Annotated in this window: 15 protein-coding genes and 1 pseudogene; 11 read left to right on the top strand and 5 right to left on the bottom strand. The window is 40.0% G+C overall.

Annotated elements, in window-relative coordinates:
• The first annotated feature begins 7 nt into the window (after positions 1 to 7).
• Positions 8 to 1,699 (top strand): dihydroxy-acid dehydratase, encoded by a 1,692-nt coding sequence (ilvD, locus tag J2T16_RS02750; RefSeq protein WP_499017726.1) that lies wholly within the window; start codon positions 8 to 10, stop codon positions 1,697 to 1,699.
• Positions 1,700 to 2,093: 394 nt separating this feature from the next.
• Here the strand turns inward: ilvD and J2T16_RS02745 are convergent, their stop codons facing one another.
• On the bottom strand, positions 2,094 to 2,753 hold the full coding sequence (locus J2T16_RS02745) for a YczE/YyaS/YitT family protein (protein WP_499017725.1): 660 nt from the start codon (positions 2,751 to 2,753) through the stop codon (positions 2,094 to 2,096).
• Complete coding sequence (locus J2T16_RS02740; protein WP_499017724.1) at positions 2,750 to 3,190, bottom strand: GNAT family N-acetyltransferase; 441 nt, start codon at positions 3,188 to 3,190, stop codon at positions 2,750 to 2,752. The genes J2T16_RS02745 and J2T16_RS02740 overlap by 4 nt, the downstream gene beginning before the upstream one ends.
• A 356-nt stretch (positions 3,191 to 3,546) precedes the next feature.
• Here J2T16_RS02740 and J2T16_RS02735 point away from each other — a divergent pair, with 356 nt between their 5' ends.
• Positions 3,547 to 3,693, top strand: a complete 147-nt coding sequence (locus tag J2T16_RS02735; protein ID WP_499017723.1) for a paeninodin family lasso peptide — start codon at positions 3,547 to 3,549, stop codon at positions 3,691 to 3,693.
• A 425-nt stretch (positions 3,694 to 4,118) separates the two neighbouring features.
• On the top strand, positions 4,119 to 4,955 hold the full coding sequence (locus J2T16_RS02730; RefSeq protein ID WP_499017722.1) for a class I SAM-dependent methyltransferase: 837 nt from the start codon (positions 4,119 to 4,121) through the stop codon (positions 4,953 to 4,955).
• Between the two features lie 813 nt (positions 4,956 to 5,768).
• Here the strand turns inward: J2T16_RS02730 and J2T16_RS02725 are convergent.
• Positions 5,769 to 6,035: a hypothetical protein gene (locus J2T16_RS02725; RefSeq protein ID WP_499017721.1), complete on the bottom strand. Its 267-nt coding sequence runs from the start codon at positions 6,033 to 6,035 to the stop codon at positions 5,769 to 5,771.
• A gap of 799 nt (positions 6,036 to 6,834) precedes the next feature.
• Here J2T16_RS02725 and J2T16_RS02720 point away from each other — a divergent pair.
• Together J2T16_RS02720 and J2T16_RS02715 are read left to right on the top strand one after the other, a co-directional pair.
• Positions 6,835 to 6,951 (top strand): hypothetical protein, encoded by a 117-nt coding sequence (locus J2T16_RS02720; RefSeq protein WP_373323179.1) that lies wholly within the window; start codon positions 6,835 to 6,837, stop codon positions 6,949 to 6,951.
• 177 nt (positions 6,952 to 7,128) lie between these two features.
• Positions 7,129 to 7,756, top strand: a pseudogene (locus J2T16_RS02715) (spore coat protein).
• A gap of 85 nt (positions 7,757 to 7,841) precedes the next feature.
• Here the strand turns inward: J2T16_RS02715 and J2T16_RS02710 are convergent.
• Positions 7,842 to 8,021, bottom strand: coding sequence for an H-type small acid-soluble spore protein (locus J2T16_RS02710; RefSeq protein ID WP_499017720.1), 180 nt, complete (start codon positions 8,019 to 8,021; stop codon positions 7,842 to 7,844).
• A gap of 1,118 nt (positions 8,022 to 9,139) precedes the next feature.
• Entirely contained in the window at positions 9,140 to 9,874 is a 735-nt protein-coding gene (locus J2T16_RS02705; protein WP_499017719.1) for a collagen-like protein, read from the bottom strand.
• A 659-nt stretch (positions 9,875 to 10,533) separates the two neighbouring features.
• Here J2T16_RS02705 and nirB point away from each other — a divergent pair.
• The 6 genes from nirB to J2T16_RS02675 all read left to right on the top strand — a co-directional run bounded on the left by nirB (position 10,534) and on the right by J2T16_RS02675 (position 19,034).
• Positions 10,534 to 12,975 (top strand): nitrite reductase large subunit NirB, encoded by a 2,442-nt coding sequence (gene nirB / locus J2T16_RS02700; protein WP_341180937.1) that lies wholly within the window; start codon positions 10,534 to 10,536, stop codon positions 12,973 to 12,975.
• A 20-nt stretch (positions 12,976 to 12,995) separates the two neighbouring features.
• Positions 12,996 to 13,361 (top strand): nitrite reductase (NAD(P)H) small subunit, encoded by a 366-nt coding sequence (locus J2T16_RS02695; protein ID WP_221789616.1) that lies wholly within the window; start codon positions 12,996 to 12,998, stop codon positions 13,359 to 13,361.
• Positions 13,362 to 13,810: 449 nt separating this feature from the next.
• The gene (locus J2T16_RS02690; protein ID WP_221789577.1) at positions 13,811 to 15,148 is read left to right on the top strand and encodes an ABC transporter substrate-binding protein; all 1,338 of its coding nucleotides are present in this window, start codon (positions 13,811 to 13,813) and stop codon (positions 15,146 to 15,148) included.
• 84 nt (positions 15,149 to 15,232) lie between these two features.
• A complete protein-coding gene (locus J2T16_RS02685) occupies positions 15,233 to 16,129 on the top strand; it encodes a carbohydrate ABC transporter permease (protein WP_221789574.1) in 897 nt (298 codons plus the stop codon).
• A 31-nt stretch (positions 16,130 to 16,160) separates the two neighbouring features.
• Positions 16,161 to 16,979, top strand: a complete 819-nt coding sequence (locus J2T16_RS02680; protein ID WP_423246145.1) for a carbohydrate ABC transporter permease — start codon at positions 16,161 to 16,163, stop codon at positions 16,977 to 16,979.
• A gap of 1,008 nt (positions 16,980 to 17,987) precedes the next feature.
• Positions 17,988 to 19,034 (top strand): AraC family transcriptional regulator, encoded by a 1,047-nt coding sequence (locus J2T16_RS02675; RefSeq protein ID WP_499017718.1) that lies wholly within the window; start codon positions 17,988 to 17,990, stop codon positions 19,032 to 19,034.
• Positions 19,035 to 19,037: the final 3 nt, after the last annotated feature.

Here is a 19,037-nt window from a genome sequence, read left to right as displayed (position 1 = left end):
AAGAAACATGGACAATAAAAAAGATCTTCGGATTCGAAGCAAGGTAATCAGTGAAGGAGCTAACCGGGTACCGAATAGAGCCATGCTGCGTGCAGTTGGTTTTCAAGATGAGGATTTTAAAAAGCCAATGATCGGAATAGCGAGTACCTGGAGTGAGGTCACACCGTGTAATATGCACATTAATGATTTAGCAGTGCAAGCTAAGCAGGGCGCACGCAATAATGGAGGTGCTCCACTAATTTTTAATACAATTACCGTTTCAGATGGGATTTCAATGGGTCATGGCGGGATGTTGTTCTCACTGCCTAGTAGGGAAGCTATCGCTGATTCAATTGAAATTGTGACCGGAGCTGAGCGTTTTGACGGCGTTGTTGCGATCGGTGGTTGTGACAAGAATACGCCTGCATGTCTGATGGCTATTGGACGCATGAACATTCCTTCCGTTTATGTATATGGGGGAACCATTCAACCAGGTAATCTCGATGGCAAAAAAGTGGATATCGTTTCAGCTTTTGAAGCCGTTGGTCAATATCAAGATGGCAAAATAACAGATGAACAGCTACATAAGGTCGAATGTAGTGTTTGCCCAGGCCCAGGGGCTTGCGGGGGTATGTATACCGCTAATACGATGGCCGCAGCTGCAGAAGCCATGGGGATGTGTTTGCCTGGTTCTTCTTCGACATCAGCGATTTCAGCGGATAAAGCATTAGAATGCGAAGCAGCAGGTAAGCAGGTCATCTCACTGCTTGAACAGGAAATCTACCCAAGAGACATCATGACGAAGAAAGCATTTGAGAATGCAATTACTGTTGTTATGGCTCTGGGAGGATCAACTAACGCATTTCTCCATCTGCTAGCGATTGCGCACTCGGTAGAAGTCGATTTAACCTTAGATGATTTTGAACGCATTCGCCTGCGTGTTCCTCATTTGGCGGATCTGAAGCCAAGTGGTCAATATGTGATGCAGGATTTGAACGATATTGGTGGCGTTTCAGGGGTAATGAAGCTATTACTTGCTGAAGGATTACTTCATGGGGATTGCCTCACGGTAACTGGTAAAACGTTAGCGGAGAATTTAGCGGAAGCTGATCCACTTCCGAATGATCAAGAGATTATACGTCCACTCGATAATCCGCTGAAGCCAGATGGACCATTAGTTGTACTTCGAGGAAACCTCGCTCCTGAAGGCGCTGTTGCCAAAATGTCTGGTATGAAGATCCAACAATTCTCTGGCCCAACTAAGGTGTATGATAGCGAAGATGAGGCGACAGTAGCGATTACAAATGATGAAATCAAAGAAGGGGACGTCGTGGTTATACGCTATTGTGGTCCAAAGGGTGGCCCAGGTATGCCGGAGATGCTTTCCGTTACAGCACTCATCGTAGGCAAAGGGCTCGGCGGGAAAGTTGCTCTCATCACAGACGGTCGATTCTCTGGTGGCTCACATGGATTTGTAGTCGGACATGTATCCCCTGAAGCACAAGTAGGCGGACCAATCGCGTTGCTCCAAAATGGGGATATTATCACCATTAACAGTGATATTCAGGAGATGAAGGTTGAGGTATCAGAAGAAGAGTTAGCCACTCGAGCACAAGCTTGGGTACAACCTCCGCTGAAAGTAAAATCTGGTGTACTCGGCAAATATGCCAAATTAGTTTCTTCTGCTTCAAAAGGTGCAGTAACCGATTTGATGGAATAGACCAATAACCATTGAGGCTGGATATGGATGAAAAAAAATTGTTTAGTGTGCAATTATCAAGGGCTGTATGAAGCACCATATGATCATAGAGGTGTACCCTCTGACGAAATATGTCCTTGTTGCGGATTTCAGTACGGATTTGATGATGATGGAATTTACAACAATGAGGAATCATATCGAATGTGGAGAGAAGTCTGGATAAACAATGGTTGTAATTGGTTTTCAGAAGGTAGAAAACCTTCTAAGAATTGGAATCCAAAATCACAAATAAAAAAGATAGGTAACAATTAAGCAATGCAAAGTACGGTGTCGTGGGAAAGAACATGTGCCAATTGAAGTCGCTATATTAGCGGCTTTTTTATTTTGTCGGTACAAGTTCTTGCCCTCGGGTATTCTAAACGGAATGGTTTCCATCGACCTCATTACTTCCTGATTCTGTTGAACTCCATTTTTCCATCATTTCTCCAATACATGGTATAAAAACATTTAAAATGGCCCCACTGAAGCAGACAGCCAGTGCAGTTCCTATACCTATGGGTCCATTAAAAATGAATGCCATGAACAGGATTACAACATTAATCAGAGTTCTCGCAAAAAATATATTCGTTCGAGTTATTTTTTGTAGTGAGAGTGTTAACCGATCGATCGGAATCGGTGCAAAATTGGTCTGTAGATACATGGCCGTTCCTATTCCTGCAACAACCAAACCAGAGCCGAAACACAAAAATTTCAAAAACAATAGATCAGGTGCCACCCAAGTCCGTAACAATAACAGCCAGAAATCAATACAAATGCCTGTTATAAGTGCAGTTACTAAACCCAAATATTCAGGTTTCTGTTTTTGTAGCAACGAATTTAAAAATATCATAACTAGAGCGATAATAATCTCCCAGCTGCCAATAGTTAAACCTACGTTTAGGGACAATCCGACTAGAAGAGCGTCGAATGGAGAGCTTCCAAGCTCTGATTGTATGGTCAACGTAATGCCAAGAGTTAGAATTAAGATACCTATTGCATAAATTAAATATTGATTTACACGTGATAACGGCATCATTTCGATAATAATTCTTTTACCATTAGATAATGCGGAATTCCATCTTCCATAAATACATCGGAGGTCGTCTTGTATCCTAGCTTGTGATAAAACCCCTCTGCATGTGTCTGTCCGTGTAATTTAACTTTGGATATTTTTTTGTTTTCTGCAATTTCTTCCAGTGATGTAACGATTAATTTCCCAAGACCATATTGGCGATAAGGTTTTAAGATACATATTGGATCGAGTTTACCTACGCCATCTTGAATAATAATTCTGCCTGTTCCGGCGGGTCGTTCATTAAAATAGACCAGGATGTGCTCACACTGTCCATCTAAATTATCATAATCATCAAACTCATCTTCAAGTGGTACATTTTGTTCTTTCACAAACACTTCTTCTCTAATTTCAAAAGCGATCTTCAGTTCCTCAATAAAGTCTATTTTTTTTGATTTCATTTCTAATAATCCTTTCAGAAATTCATTTTTTAATTATAAACAAATTAAACGTTCTTTTAGAAAATTATAAATGATAATATTTTTGTTGTAAATACAACAAAAAAAAGGGGGTAGGGGACTAGAATTACGAAAAGATGGTTCCGATCAAGGTAACCGATAGATGAATTAGCACAGCCTTTATGAGGGATGTCGCACTTCATATAGAAAGGGATGAAATAGTTGTTTACTTAGATACGTATTGTGTCTTATAATTTTCACAAAGATACATATTGTATCTTAAAAGGTTTGTAGTGCGCAAGTAATGTAAGGGTGCTCGCGTCTTGGTTCTAGTTTTTGTTGAAAGGAGGGGACGACTGATGGAAACGAAAAAAGTGCCTTGGCAGGCACCGAAATTAGAGGTTCTGGATGTGCGGCAGCAAACGATGGCTGGCCGTGGATACAAGCAAATTGATTGGATCTCCGAACATGATGCAGACCTCTATAATCCAGCGTCCTCAAGTTGAAAATCGTATTCTTGCTCAAAAGGTCGCCTGTGGGCGGCTTTTTCGATGCTATGATGAGAGACAAGAATATGTTGCGTAATTCATTACGCCGCTCGACAAACATTGTCTAATTGATGCCTCCACAAAAAAATTATTTCTCCAAAAAAGGCTTATACAGACAGTTCATAATATATAGCGGAGCTTGTTCCTTCAAATCCAAATGGTTGAAACACCTGTGATACACCAAGGTGGATGACAAACAAGTCGCCTTTGGAAACCAAAATACATTGGCCCCAATCTAATGAAAGCCTTCTTCTTCGTATACATAAGCGATTTCAACAAAATCATGGTGATGCATCATCGTAAACGGCTCTTCTTTGAATTATTTGTTATGTTAGAACAGCTTCTACACCATTTATAGTGTTGTGAGAGGGGATTGGGTCATTTTGAATACATCTAAACAAATGATGCCTCAGAATTCCAATGATCTTTTTAGTAAACTTGGAATTTATAGCGTCCAAAGTGTTTTTATTATTTTGTTCTTGCTGTTAACCCCTGTCTACTATTTGAACAAATGGGACTTCAAACGTCACAAAAAACGGAAACCTTTCTACACTAGTAAATTGGTTCGATTGCAAGAGCGTTATCCGATTTTCTACGAATTGGCCATGTACGTTCAAAATTTCCCTATTCCTCGTAATGTCTACAAAGTTCTCCCCCCTTTAAAGGGCGATGTTCTACAAGTGGGCTGTGGTACAGGTTTATTGAACAAGTATCTTCGCAAGCAGAAGGATGTTCGTTTTCTCAACATGGATCCGAATTTAAATGCTCTAAAACTTGGAAAGAAGTGGGGAAGGTTTGATTCTTATATCCATGCTTTCATTGATAAGCCTACTTCTTTACCTGACCATAGTTGCGATATGATTTTGTTTGCAAGAAGCTTTCATCACATTCGCTATCACAAAAAAGCCTTCATAGAGAGCTGCAGACTGTTACGTGACGGTGGATCTATTATCATTGCAGACCCGGTCGTTCTCAAGTCTCTTTCAGGTTCTGTAACGGACGGTGGATATATGGCGAACTCTTCGATTGATGGTGTAATTTGGAGATTTACCAAAGAAACATTAATTACTCACATAGAGCGCTGTCTTCCTCCTGAATTAAAGATTGAATCCGTAACCGAAACGAGACAAGTGCATGTAACGAATTATAATTTATTTGTACCTCAGACAGATATCGTAGTGGTACTGCGAAAAAGAGAAGCTGTATACAATGACAACTAAATCTATTTATGGTGTTTGAAATCTGTAGCATTATTCAATGTTTATCCTTGCTCAGCCAGAAACATGTCTTGCGGATAAATTAGCCAAAGGTACCTCCCCACAGAGGTGCCTTTTTTTGTTTATGATAACGTTCAGCCACTAAATAATGATTTTGAAATATAACAACTAGTTCAGATTTAAGAGAGACAAGAACTTGTACCGATTGCCTGAAAACTCTCTGCACTGACTGCTATGGAATATTATTCTCAGCTAGGCTTTGAAAAATAGAAAAAGAATTTTTGATACCAAGAGTAAAGTCTGCCAGGGCATGAAAAAAGTTCAACAACACAAATCTATACTCAACAATGCAGAGCAGTGTGTAAATAGTTTGAAGATAATGAAGCAGTTTTTATTTAGAATTCATTTTAATGCTCTTAGGACGACTAACAATTCTATGATTAATATTGCTCGTTAATCACAAAGGCCGCTGATCCACCTGTTTCTAATCACTCCAGGCTCATCGTAGTCACTATTCTCAAGTTTTGGTTTTAACCTCCAAAAACCTTTTTCCCACTGTGAACAATCGGGTTCAATATATTGAAGTCCGCTAATTACAGAATCAATATCCGAAGGGGAGAGATCGATGAGTTCTTTTTTATGGAATAGGGCTGTAAAGCCGTGTTCAATAGAAATTCTGCAGTTTTTGTTAAAATTAAGGGAATAGTATGAATGCGCATCTTTAGCATATTCATGTAGAATCTGAAGTATAGGAAGACCTACATATGAATGGAGGTCCTCTATCTCTTTAGGATAAATCGATTCAAACGAGTGATTTTATTCATCATATATCTCATAAGCAATGCCGTATAATTGCCATTCCAACAAACTTTCTAAGAAGATCGTATATATCTCGTGAAAATGCTTTTTAACAAAATGAATTGTACTTAGATCTTCCGTGGTTAGTGCATATTTAGTATCGATAAACGTATTAAGCGAATATATCTCCGTATTAAATAAATCTACCGAAGCTTTAACCTCCAATGATCCTTCCCAACTTTCATATTTTTCGATGTATCGCAATTGATCTAATGTTCCGTTCATTGTTCACCTCATAATCAATCTTTATTGAACCGTACAGCTTTCTCACAAGAACTAAAATCCATACTAAGTCGGCAGAGAGAATCAATGTTTTCTTGTCACTCTGTATTTTTAACAGAAAAAGAGCAGGTAGCTATTAAAGATGCAACATGAATTAAATGTGTTAAGAGGGTCCAGCTTTATATATGTAGCTTGTGTCATATACACAAAGATCGAGATACCTAACATAATTCTCAGCACTTGAGCAGATGACTGACAAGAATTTTGATATGGTTGAAAGTAAAATATATGATATTCCACATATAACACTAAAAAGTAGAAGTGTATCATGATTAGCAAAGCAAACCTTTTTTTATAAAAACTGATACGTCCTCTCTATCACTAATTAATATAACAAAAAATTAGGCTTAATAGAATAACAATGAAAGTGTAGGGAAGAAGTGAACTTAACAAAATAGTGGCTGACCACCCTCGTCATGAAGGAGTGCACTACGTGCTGGGAGCTGCACGTAATACAAGGATTTTACCGGGCATGTCAAGGAACAAGAACATGGTTCTTATTGTTGATTAGGCGTGTATCTAATCGTCATCTTGGCCCTTCAATTCATTAAACTAAGGCAGGATCGTTCGTTTTAGTCATGGAGAATCGTATCCATAAATAGCGTGGGAATTTTTCATGAATATAGGTGATACGGATACTGGGAAAAAATATCAGTTAAAAAAGGAGTTACTTATTAGATTAATTAATGAGATTGATAGAGAACGAGAACAGTGGACACATTTATAAGCTAATCATCCTAGTATATTTGCGTATACGCGTACATTGGCTTATGAACAGGTGTTGGTCTTAGTTAATCTTTGTGAACAACACGTAAAGCTGCGTGTAGATGAGAAGGAGAATAACTTTTTTGAGATCTAGCTGATAAACTACGAAGATTGCGACCATTCTAAACAAGAGTTGGATGAAAGAATTTGGTACAGGTGATCTATAAAAATTATTCTGAATATATTGAGTCCATGATATTAATAATAAACACTGACTGCGAATGTAAGGAATCATTATTTGCAGGAAACAACACATAGGAGGACATACGAAATGCAGCAGCAAAACCATCAAAACATTGAGACAGGCATAGTTCCACCCCAACTGAATCATGGCGGACATGAGATGTTTGATGTCCATGAGGTATTGGCAGGAAGTATCAATACAATGAACACGTATACCATGCTGAGTGAGCACGTACAAGATCCAGAACTTCGGGATATCTTACAGCGTCAGAAGCAATTTATGGCTGATGAATATAACATTACATTGGAAAGTTTCAAAACCGGACAAGATCCTTCAAAACGGACCCAGAGCTATAAAATGAAACAAGATAATGATTTTACTTATGGGATGAAACCAAGTCAACCGACAAAACCAATTCAATCGGCAGCTGAGATATGTGATCAATCCATATCCCTTAGTATGTTAAACTCAGTAAAATCAGGGGCTGTAATGAAAACAACAGCAGCAATTGGAAACAACGAATCCGGTTGTACGTCGCGTACTTGCAGATTCCTTACCAAACTGTATAGAGATGGCTTATGAGATCTCGATTTATCAAAATAAAAATGGCTTTTACCAAGTGCCGCAGCTTACCCAGCAAGACATGCAGCAAATGCAAAATGGTTACGCTCCTGCACCGGTTCAGCCACAAAATTCCGGTAATCTTCCCCACTAAAAATCAAACGCCGTATCTCATGTCAAGATACGGCGTTCGATTTGTTACCCCTTTGAAACAGGACTGTAAGAAGCGAGCTTACAAACTAGGGATGCTCAGTTAAACTGGACAAAGGTACTGTCATTTCCTGCTCCGAATTTCCGATCGGATAGATTCGAGCCGTCTCATCCTCATTAACATGCTGGATAAAAACCAGTGCATCCTGATAAGTTACATTTTTCATAATGGTCGATTCCGAAATTTCAATTGCTCTTTGTTTGTTCAACAAAATCCCTCCTTATTTTTGATTTCTTTACTTTTAGCTGATAACGCTCCCTTCCACTTTTATGATCTCCCATCTTATGCAAAATATTTGTCGATCAATGGATCGGCTGTCTTTTATGTTGAACGAACGGGTGGGATATGAAAAAATGCAATCGTCAGAACTCGTCCGAATACTTAGGGTTACTCAGAGAACAGGCATTGAAAAAGCCCTTATTGAGTGTGTAAAAATTCTATGATTAATATTGCTCGTTAAAAAAGGCCGCTGATCCACCTGTTTCTAATCAATCCAGGCTCATCGTAGTGACTATTCTCAAGTTATTAAAGATGCAACATGAATTAAATCTGTTTAAGAAGTCTAGCTTTATATATGTAGCTTGGGTCATAGACACAAAGATCGAGATACCTAACATAATTCTCAGCACTTGAGCAGACTGACTAGAATTTTGATATGCTCGGAAAATATATGGGTACCATGATTAGCAAAGCAAACCTTTTTTAAAAAAAAGTGATACATTCTCTCCCAACAGTAATTAATATAATAGAAAATTAGGCTTAATAGAATGACCTTTAATAACGGAGGCCGTCAAACCATTGTAATAAAAACTTAAAATATTATGAGACAACTGACACGAGTTCCTTTTGCAATAGATGAGGAGGGACCTGCGACTTTAACGGACAATTGTTATACGAAGCCATGCTTGATTATCAACAGCGTAAGTTGCGGGCATTAGAGGTTTAATGTCGCGATGGTTCATCCATTCCCGGCGATTATAAAATCAATGAGGCATCCGCTCTCCAGCCATATGTACCGTAACATTCCGAACTCTGCACCATATACTATGTTCTATGTTATCTTACAACAAGATTTGTTCGAGCCTAATCACTGTTATCCGAAGGCTGACCCTTCAATAACAATCCTCCCGATCTAGAATCCATTCTCCTCACTTAGGTCTCGGCTACGAAAAGGAAAAGAGCAGCGGTCATGTCTTTAACAACAGCATCCCGCCGCTCCTGAATCCTAGCCATCCATACTATCTTTTCAATAAATAGACTTATGGACTGGACAAAAAGCATATACTTTAATTTCTATGCTGACATAGACTATATCGTGGATCGACATTAAGGAGTCAGTTTCAGAATAGTCACCGTGGTGTTCAGATTGTTATGCAACTGTACAGGAGTTGCATTCGCATTGACCAGTTGAATCGTTGTCGGAACTGTTGTGACCGTAATAATAACTTCAGCAGATATGGGGCCTCCGCCATTACCTGTGAAAGGCACAGGTGTGATGGGCGTCCCATTCACTGTAAGGTTGAAATCGGCATCGCCCTGATTATGAATGGAGAAAGAGATAAAGTAACTTCCTGTTTCATTGATGGTTATCGTTGAAGATGGCGGCACGAAGGTAAAGGCACCCCCCACGTTAGCCAAAACACCAGTCAACGTAATTGGCGAGTTTCCTGGAACGGTGTCCGTACCTGTGCCGGGATCAGCTCGGAAAACACTCAGGAAATCGGAGATTCCAGCCCCCGTTGGCCCGGCAGGACCTGTTGCTCCTGTTGCACCTGCTGGGCCAACCGGGCCTGCTGGGCCAACTGCTCCGACCGCACCAGCCGGACCCACGGGTCCTTGTATACCAGGAATTCCTTGCAATCCGACTGGACCCGGTATCCCTTGAGCACCAGTGGCCCCTTTGGGACCTATCGGCCCTATTGGACCAGGAATCCCTGGTACGCCTTGTGGTGCATTAACTGTAACCTTAGGTTTAACCTTTACTACCTTAACCTTCGCACCGCAAGGTACATGTTTTTTGAATTTACGTCTACAAATCCGTTTCCCGTGATGATTGATCAATGAACTCACCTCCGTGATATTTCTCCACATACTATGTGCAGTAATCACTGGGGGCGTAGACAACTAACTATAATTCAGAAAATTACAGGGCCCATTATGAGGAAAGTTGTCTATCTCATGGAGCAATATTTAGACGTTAAGCTTCTTTTACATATTGAAAAGCCTCTTACCAAACAGCCAAGAATACAATGCAAAGCATATTAAATTTCTATACGTTACACATGTTTGGTATGTGAGGCTCTACCCGCAAGCCAGTACGTGAATGCACCTGCATACGAGAAAAAAATACTACCAAAACAAAACTTTTGATGGGAAAGTTTGAATTGCAAGGTAGATAATTCGAATGGATCTATATGGAAATTTCCGCATCAGACAAAGAAACGATTCATACACCTCAGAAAATCTTAATGATAGGACAAGAACTTGTACCGATTGCCGATTAGATGTATATCTAATCATTATTTAGTCGTTAATGCATTAAACTAACGGGCAGGTGATTATTTTGTTAAAAATTAAAATAAGAGTTGCCCTATATAACCTTCTTTGATATAAATACAATAAATACTGCCAAAAATGGTTCGATTGTATGTTAGTTGTTTAGTAGGTTACAAGTTTTCTTTGTCATGGATAGGAATATATAGGTAGTAGGAGGTTTTTGCATGGTAAAAGTACAAGAACGTCGGCATTTAGTCTTGATTGGTAACGGGATGGCTGGGATCAACACGGTGGAACAGATCTTAAAACTGGCACCCAGCACCTACAGAATTACCGTATTTGGGAGTGAACCTTATCCCAACTACAATCGTATTCAGTTATCGTATGTGCTAGAGAAGAGTAAAGCAGTAGAAGACATTATTTTGAATGACAGGAACTGGTATTTAGAGAATGGAATAGAGCTATATACCGGAACGACTGTAACACATATTGATACGGAACAAAAAATTGTGAAGGCAGACAATGGTATGGAGGTTCCATATGACAAGCTCATTGTTGCAACCGGTTCCAATCCGTTTATGCTTCCGGTACCAGGAGCAGATAAAGAGGGGATTGTAGGTTTTAGAGATATCGCAGATTGCCAAAACATGCTGCATGCAGCAGATCAGTACAAGAAGGCTGCTGTTATTGGTGGGGGCCTGCTCGGATTGGAGGCTGCCAAGGGGCTGCTCAAACTGGGGATGGATGTGACAGTGGTCCATCTGTTTGAGGAGATAATGGAACGTCAGCTCGATCATACCGCCTCACTAATGCTTCAGGCAGAGCTGGAAAGCCAAGGATTGAAATTTGCTACCGGCAAACAGACTGAGGAGTTTCTCGGAGATGATCGGGTCAGCGGGATTCGTTTTACCGACGGAACGACGCTGGATGCAGAATTCGTAGTCATGGCGGTGGGAATTCGACCAAACACTGCATTAGCCAAGAAAAGCGGCATTGTGGTTAATAGCGGGATTCTTGTGGATGATTATATGCGTACTTCAGCACCGGATGTTTATGCAGTAGGGGAGTGCAACGAGCATCGGGGCATTACATATGGGCTGGTAGCTCCACTATTTGAACAGGGAGCTGTCCTTGCGAAGCATCTGTGCGGAGTGGATACGAAGCCATATGAAGGATCTGTGGTATCTACTCAACTAAAAATATCTGGTGTAGACGTGTTCTCCGCTGGTGAGTTTATGGATGCAGAAGGACTGTCTATAGTGCGGATGCATGATGAGTGGTTACGTATTTACAAAAAAGTTCTCCTGCGCGGCGGACGGATCGTCGGCGGTGTTCTGATTGGTGACGGAAAGGAATCTTCCAGACTGCAGCAGTGGATTCGAACAGGCACGGTAATGACAGAAGCCATTCATAATGCGATTATGGGACAAGCCTCGGTCGAAACCGGGAATACAGCCGCAGAGCTGGCGGATGAGGAAATCGTATGTGGTTGTAATGGTGTGACGAAAAAACACATTGTGGATGCCATTAACGAAAAAGGATTAACCACAGTAGAAGAGATCAAGGTGGCCACAAGTGCATCGCGTTCTTGTGGAGGTTGCCGACCGGTTGTAGAGCAGATTCTTCAATATGTGCTCGGAGACAAGTATGATTCAGCGGCGGCGAAACAGGAAGCAATCTGTTCCTGTACCACACTGAGCAGAGATGAAGTCGTGACGGCGATTAAAGAAAAGGGGCTGATCACATCTAAAGAAGTAAGATATGCGCTGGAATGGGATAACCCGGAGGGCTGCTCTAAATGTCGTCCTGCGCTGAACTACTATCTGGGTATGATCTGGCCAACTGAGCATGTGGACGAGAAGGATTCACGTTTTGTGAATGAAAGGATGCATGCGAACATTCAAAAGGATGGAACATTTGGCGTTGTGCCGCGAATGTACGGCGGGGTAACCACTCCGGACGATCTCAGACTTATTGCTGATATTGCGGTGAAATACAACGTCAAGCTGGTTAAAGTAACCGGTGGTCAGCGGCTGGACCTGCTTGGGGTCAAAAAAGAGGACCTACCAAAGATCTGGAAGGACCTTGGCATGCCGTCCGGTTATGCGTATGCGAAGGCGCTTCGTACGGTCAAGACATGCGTGGGATCACAGTTCTGCCGTTTTGGTACGAAAGATTCGATGGGGATGGGAATAATGCTTGAGAAGAAGTTCGAGCGGTTAGATATGCCGGCCAAGTTCAAGCTTGCCGTTAACGGCTGTCCGCGTAACTGCGCGGAGTCAACAACCAAGGATATTGGGATCGTCGGTAATGAGGGAGCTTGGGAAATTTACGTTGGCGGTAATGGCGGAATTAAAGCCCGACTTGCTGAACTGCTGTGTAAGGTGCGAACAGATGAAGAACTTCTGGAGATTGTCGCGGCGTTCATGCAGCATTACCGGGAGACAGGCAAATATCTGGAGCGGACCTCGGAATGGATTGAAAGGATGGGATTGGAATCCGTCACGGAAGCTGTAGTCAATGATCTGGATAACCGCCGGGTTTTGGCTGAGCGAATGGAGGTCGCTCTGGCGCAGGTGAAGGAACCATGGAGTGAAATCTTGAATAATTCGAATTTAAGGGAAAGGATGTTTGAAGAGATTAGTATCTCTACGAAACAGGACTAGAAACAGGAAGGGGCTGCATGATGGAACCGAAACTGAATAAAAATGAATACACGTATTATCTTGTTGGCAATGTAGATGATTTCACAGAGAGACTGGGACGAGTAGTGCGCTTAGGTAATGAAGAGATTGCGATATTTAAGACAACGGACGGACGTATCTATGCTCTTGAGAATAAAAGCCCTGGCCCGCGCGGAGGCACGATTGCAGAAGGAATTATATCCGGGGACGTCCTGTTCGACCCAATCTGTGACTGGAAGATTTCGTTGACGGATGGTCAGGTGCTTGATCCTGATACGGGACAGGTTCGGACTTATCCGGTTCAGGTTCACGTAGAAGAGGTACGAGTTGGATTACTGAAGAATGGGGGAGAGACTTTCCATGAGTAAAGACCTTCAGAACAAGAACGAATGGGTGCTTTAATTGTGGAGATTGCGAATTATTATGAAAGTCAGCGAAGTGGAGTAAAGACAGATTAAAAGGTTCGAATAGGTGGGCTGTAAAACATCACTCATATCATGTCGAGGGACAAGAACAGGATCCCATTAAAGTCGCTATTTTTAGCGGCTTTTTTTTATTTTATCAGTACTAACAAGTTCTTGGTAAGTCATGATTTGTCAACGGACAAAAACATTGTTTCATTTAGGTTAGAGGGCCAGCTTTTTCAAAGAGTAGCGTCTCCCCATAAACTTTATGATTTTATAATCAATTGGTTATATAAAGGTTATTTCATATATATTATAATACGGCACGGAAAGCGCTTACCGCTTAAATTAACAGAACTAACTAGTCAGCCGACTTTTCAAATGCATAACAAAAGAGAGAGGATGACGAACAAATGAAAAAACGCAGTGCTTTAATCTCCATCGTTACACTCCTTATTATGTCACTTGTTTTTACTGCATGTGGTAATTCTTCTGGTTCAAAAACGGAAACAAAGCAATTAGGCGCTAATGCCGGTGAGAATGCAACAGAATTGTCATTTTGGACATTCGTAGATTTGCACGGCAAGCATTTGGATAAAATGCTGGGGTTATGGAACCAACAGAACCCAGACAAACAGATTAAGTTGAATGTAACGGTTATGCCTTACGATGATATGCACAACAAGCTCTTATTGGCAGTTACAAGCGGAAAAGGTGCTCCTGATATCGCGGATATCGAGCTTGGTAAATTCCCTAAATTCTTGGAAGGTGACAACGTTCCCCTGGAATCTTTGAATGATGTATATGCACCATACAAAGAAGCTGTTGTTCCTTCACGTGTCGAGATTTACTCCAAAGCCGATCAGGTTTATGGCTTTGATTATCACGTAGGTGCTACGCTTGCTTTCTACAACACTGAAATTCTCGAACAAGCAGGTGTTGACTACAAGACCATCAAAACATGGGAAGATTACAAACAAGCAGGTATCCAGGTTTACGAAAAGACTGGCAAGTACTTAGGTACTGCTGATACGTCAGCTTCGTTCCAAGCATCGCTGCTACTAGCTCAGCAAAATGCTGATTTTACTGATGAAAATGGTAATCCAAAAGTGAATTCGCCTGAAATGATTAAAGCGCTTGAAATGTTAGTCGATCTACAGAAGAACAATGTTATTCATACGATCCCTGGCGGACAACCCGACACAGAAGAAGCAAAAGGCGAATATAACAAAGGCAACTACGCAAGTGCATTAATGCCTGAGTGGTACATGTCCCGCTTTGTAAACGAAATGAAAGACCTTAAAGGGAAGTATGCAATAGCTCCATTGCCTGTATTCGAAGAAGGTAACCCTCGTTCCGTTGGCTTAGGCGGTACTGGCACAGTTGTTACTAAGAATGGTACAGACGTTCAGTTGGCAAAAGAATTTGTAGCCTTTGCTAAGCTTTCGAAAGAAGCTACTACTGAAATTTGGAATACACTTGGATTTGACCCAATCAACATGGAAGTATGGAAAGATGATGCAGTTACGAAAAACCCTGAAAATGAATACGTCCAATACTTTAAAACAAATGCATTTGATACTTTGAATGAAATCAAGGACGAAATTAGAGCGATAAAGTCCGTTAAAGCTTCACCAACCATCGGCAATATATTCAATACGGTTACTTTGAATGCGATCTTTGAAGATGGCCAAGACGTGAAGGAAGCGTTGGATGAAGCACAAGCAGCAATTGAACAAGAATTGAAATAAATATAATAAGTAAATGATTCGATTAAACCTGTTGGCAGGTATAGTGGTCGGCAGGTTTAACCATAGTTAAGGGAGATTGAGAATATGATAAAGAAATTTGTATACTCTCAAAAAGTTGCGCCTTATGTTTTTGTATTGCCATTTATACTCATATTTTTGATCTTCTGGTTATATCCGCTTGTAAATTCATTCGTAATGAGTTTTCAAGATCGGATGTTGGGGCAGGATCCTAAATGGATTGGTGAAGCAAATTATTCGAAATTGCTTACAGATAAAGTGTTTTTGATATCTATTAAAAATAGCGTTGTGTACATGTTAGGAACCTTAGTGCTGTTAATTCCCTTTCCCATGTTATTCGCCGTTATGATCAACAGTAAGTTAATGGTGGGAAGAGAGTTTTTTAAATCTTCGTTCTTTCTCCCTGCCTTGACATCTGTCGCAGTTGCGGGGACCATTTTCCGTCTTACATTCGGTGAAATGGAAGGTTCATTAATGAACAGTTTCCTGGGTCTATTTGGTGTAGAGCCTATTAAATTTTTGAAAGACGGAGCATGGAGTATGACAGCACTGTTAATCCTCGCATGTTGGAGATGGACGGGCGTGAATATACTTTACTATCTATCCGGTTTGAAAAGCATTGACAATGAATATTATGAGGCTGCTTCAATTGACGGGGCATCTGCTTGGCAGAAGTTTAGAATGATCACAATGCCATTATTGAAGCCGACCACGGTATATGTTACCACAATTAGTGTTTATGCAGGTTTAGCCATGTTTACCGAGAGTCTGATGATGTTCAACGGTAACAAATCACCCCAAAATATTGGCTTAACCATTGTTGGATATCTGTATAGACAAGGGATTGAGCAGAATAAGCTGGGTTACGCAGCTGCGGTTGGTATCGTTCTGTTAGTCATTGCTATGGTTATCAATTTAACGCAGTTGAAATTTAGTGGAATGTTCAAAAGGGAGGAGGATTAGAGTGGGCAGAAGTCAGACAGGGAGTGATTTCATCTCTAGAATAGTAATTATTTGTTTATTCATTATACTATTCGTTATAATTATGATCCCATTCTATGCAGTGGCCCTATCTTCCTTTAAACCAGGTGAATCATTAGTTAGATATGGTCTTAACCTAAGTTTGGATTTTGAAATCATGAGTTTTGATAATTTTATCTTTCTGTTTACTGGAGAACATGATTATTTTGTGTGGTTTTGGAATAGTATGATTCTAACAATTGTTCAAGTGGTTTTAACACTTTTTGTAAGCGCATTTGTTGGATATGGTTTTGCTGCATATGATTTTAAAGGTAAGAACTTCCTCTTTATATGTGTTTTGCTCATTATGATGGTGCCTTTCGAAATATTGCTGGTTCCTTTGTACAGCCTAATTAATGATTTGGGAATGGTGAATAGCTATTCGGCAATCATTCTACCGGGTATAGCTAATGCCGCGACAATATTTTTCTTCAGGCAATATCTAAGAAGCATACCCAAAGAGATTATTCAATCTGGGCGGGTTGATGGCGCAAACGAGTATGCGATTTATTTCAGACTAATTATGCCGATTATGAAGCCATCCTTTGCGGCAATGGCTATTTTGAATGGGATGAATAGCTGGAATAATCTGTTGTGGCCATTCATGGTGCTCGGAGATCAGAGTAAATATACACTTCCAATCGGTTTGAAAACGTTGTTAACTCCATATGGCAATAACTATGACCTATTGATCGTGGGCTCCTTCTTCTCCATCATCCCAATTTTCATACTATTCATTGCTTTTCAGAAATATTTCATAGACGGTATGACCGCTGGCGCTGTTAAAGGGTAATATATATTATGATGAAATAAGTGATAAGATGGAATTCCAACAACGAGCGTCACATGACATTCAACCATTCATTAAACAGAGAGCTGATCTTTTATTTACAGACATTTGAATGGTTATTATTACTTCGTAGCATCCGTTCCAGAGTAGGATCGGATTGAAATCCGTAGAGCACAGAACCTTGAGAAGCTTGTTACTTAAAAATTGTCTCGCATGCATCTTGATTTAATGAACGTACGTACCCGACCTTGCCCGATCGTACATTTAGGGAATGCCCTTATGTACGATTTTTTTCGTCTATTTTTCAATACAATACAAACATAGGGGGGCGATGACACACTTCCTAATTGCAGCAAGTTGAAAGGGGCATGACATTTATTATGGCAAAATGGTTATATCGTCTCGGAGCGTGGTCTTCGAGGAAAATTTGCAGAACAACTGGGGATTCTGGAAAGAAGGATGAAGATAACTTCGTTTTTTATGGAGCTCATGGGCTTGTTACTATGCGCGAGCATAGCTAAACCTGAATCTCCCAATGAGTTAGTTTCAGTGGTGGATTCAGGTTTTTTTCTATTATTCATGTTTCATGGCAGGGATAGGCGGTGCAATTGTAGCTGGTACCGAAGCCTATGCGAACGGATTGCTGGCTGGGGGAGACTGTAAAAATTGAGAAAGAAGTAAGTATGTCTCCTTTGAGTGGAAAAATCGTTGAGGTGAAAGATGTTAGTGACGCTTCTTTCAGTTCATTGGCCCTGGGGAAAGTTAAAATTATGTGTAATCAGCCTTGAGCATATCTTGTTCAGTCATAGAAGTGTATATAAACTTTTCTTCTGATGGTAGTATAAGCACAGCAACGATTATGTGATCAACTATTGAAAAATAAGCGGATCAAGGACATAGACACAACAAATTTTAATTGAACAATTTGTAAATAATCAATAACATATGAAACTTTTATTAAGTATGTGTTATATAAGTCATAATATTTCCATTTTAAAGGGAGTAAGAAGTATGAAATTGCTTGATCAGTATAAAGAACTCAGTAATACTGGCAAAGTACCAACATTGGATGAAAATATGCTAACTCAAATACTTTCTAAATATATTATCTTAAATTTTGATAATAAAGAGGGTATACACCATATTATAGATTCCTTTTTTCTAATTTTTTGGAGAAATCTCCCGGAATCCAAAGTAATAGTATCTTTTAATCTTGATTCACCTAAGTTAACTTACATTATAGATCAATTTGATCTGGGTATGACCAAGGTACATCGCCACGATTATATAGAAATGGCATATGTTGTAGAAGGAGAGTTTAGCCAAATGATTGGAGGCAAAAAACACTCTTTTTCTAGAGGCTCCATAGTTGTTATCGATAGAAACAGTGAACATGCTGATTATGTAAAAAATCAGGATAACTTCGTAATATTCATATGCATGCATGAGAATTTTTTTGATGAAATATTCTTAGCGGAATTGGGAAACAGCAATCTTCATCAATTTATAAGAAAAGCGTTGTTGGAACAAAAAGGTATAAAGCAATTTCTGAAATTCACGCCTAAAGGAGATGATTTTATTTACCCTTTAATCGAACAGGTTTGTGCAGAAAAATCGATGAATAAAAAAGGGAGCAATTATATTGTTAAAGGATTAATGATTCGAATATTTGATTTTTTGACAAGGGAGTATGAAACAGATCTTACGACAACACAGCTAAATAAAATGAATGATCTGCTCTTCATTGAAGTAGAGGAGTTCATGAGGAAGAATTATAAAGATGTCTCATTAAAAAAGTTGTCCTATCAGTTTCACTTTCAGGAGGATTATTTCACGAGGCTTATTAAAAAACATACGGGTCTTACGTTCTCAGGATTCCTACAAAAAATCCGGATCTCTAAGGCAGAAGAATTGCTTTTAAATACGAATATGACTATTGCTGAAATTGTGGAAGCTATTGGTTACATGAACCGGAGTTATTTCTATAAGCTTTTTCAAAAAACATATCGTATGACCCCGGAACAATACAGAAAAAATGGTTGGTTATTAATTAAATAGTCG

This window comes from Paenibacillus intestini (genome assembly GCF_030803945.1).
Taxonomy (GTDB): Bacteria; Bacillota; Bacilli; order Paenibacillales; family Paenibacillaceae; genus Paenibacillus; species Paenibacillus polysaccharolyticus.
Note: the sequence above shows the minus strand (reverse complement) of the source record. Positions and strands in the feature narration are given on the sequence as shown.

What these genes read in the sequence shown, in the direction of transcription:
- ilvD (WP_499017726.1), top strand. Translation starts at nt 8, where the DNA reads ATGGACAATAAAAAAGATCTTCGGATTCGAAGCAAGGTAATCAGTGAA.
- J2T16_RS02745 (WP_499017725.1), bottom strand. Translation starts at nt 2,753, where the DNA reads ATGATGCCGTTATCACGTGTAAATCAATATTTAATTTATGCAATAGGT.
- J2T16_RS02740 (WP_499017724.1), bottom strand. Translation starts at nt 3,190, where the DNA reads ATGAAATCAAAAAAAATAGACTTTATTGAGGAACTGAAGATCGCTTTT.
- J2T16_RS02735 (WP_499017723.1), top strand. Translation starts at nt 3,547, where the DNA reads ATGGAAACGAAAAAAGTGCCTTGGCAGGCACCGAAATTAGAGGTTCTG.
- J2T16_RS02725 (WP_499017721.1), bottom strand. Translation starts at nt 6,035, where the DNA reads ATGAACGGAACATTAGATCAATTGCGATACATCGAAAAATATGAAAGT.
- nirB (WP_341180937.1), top strand. Translation starts at nt 10,534, where the DNA reads ATGGTAAAAGTACAAGAACGTCGGCATTTAGTCTTGATTGGTAACGGG.
- J2T16_RS02695 (WP_221789616.1), top strand. Translation starts at nt 12,996, where the DNA reads ATGGAACCGAAACTGAATAAAAATGAATACACGTATTATCTTGTTGGC.
- J2T16_RS02690 (WP_221789577.1), top strand. Translation starts at nt 13,811, where the DNA reads ATGAAAAAACGCAGTGCTTTAATCTCCATCGTTACACTCCTTATTATG.
- J2T16_RS02685 (WP_221789574.1), top strand. Translation starts at nt 15,233, where the DNA reads ATGATAAAGAAATTTGTATACTCTCAAAAAGTTGCGCCTTATGTTTTT.
- J2T16_RS02675 (WP_499017718.1), top strand. Translation starts at nt 17,988, where the DNA reads ATGAAATTGCTTGATCAGTATAAAGAACTCAGTAATACTGGCAAAGTA.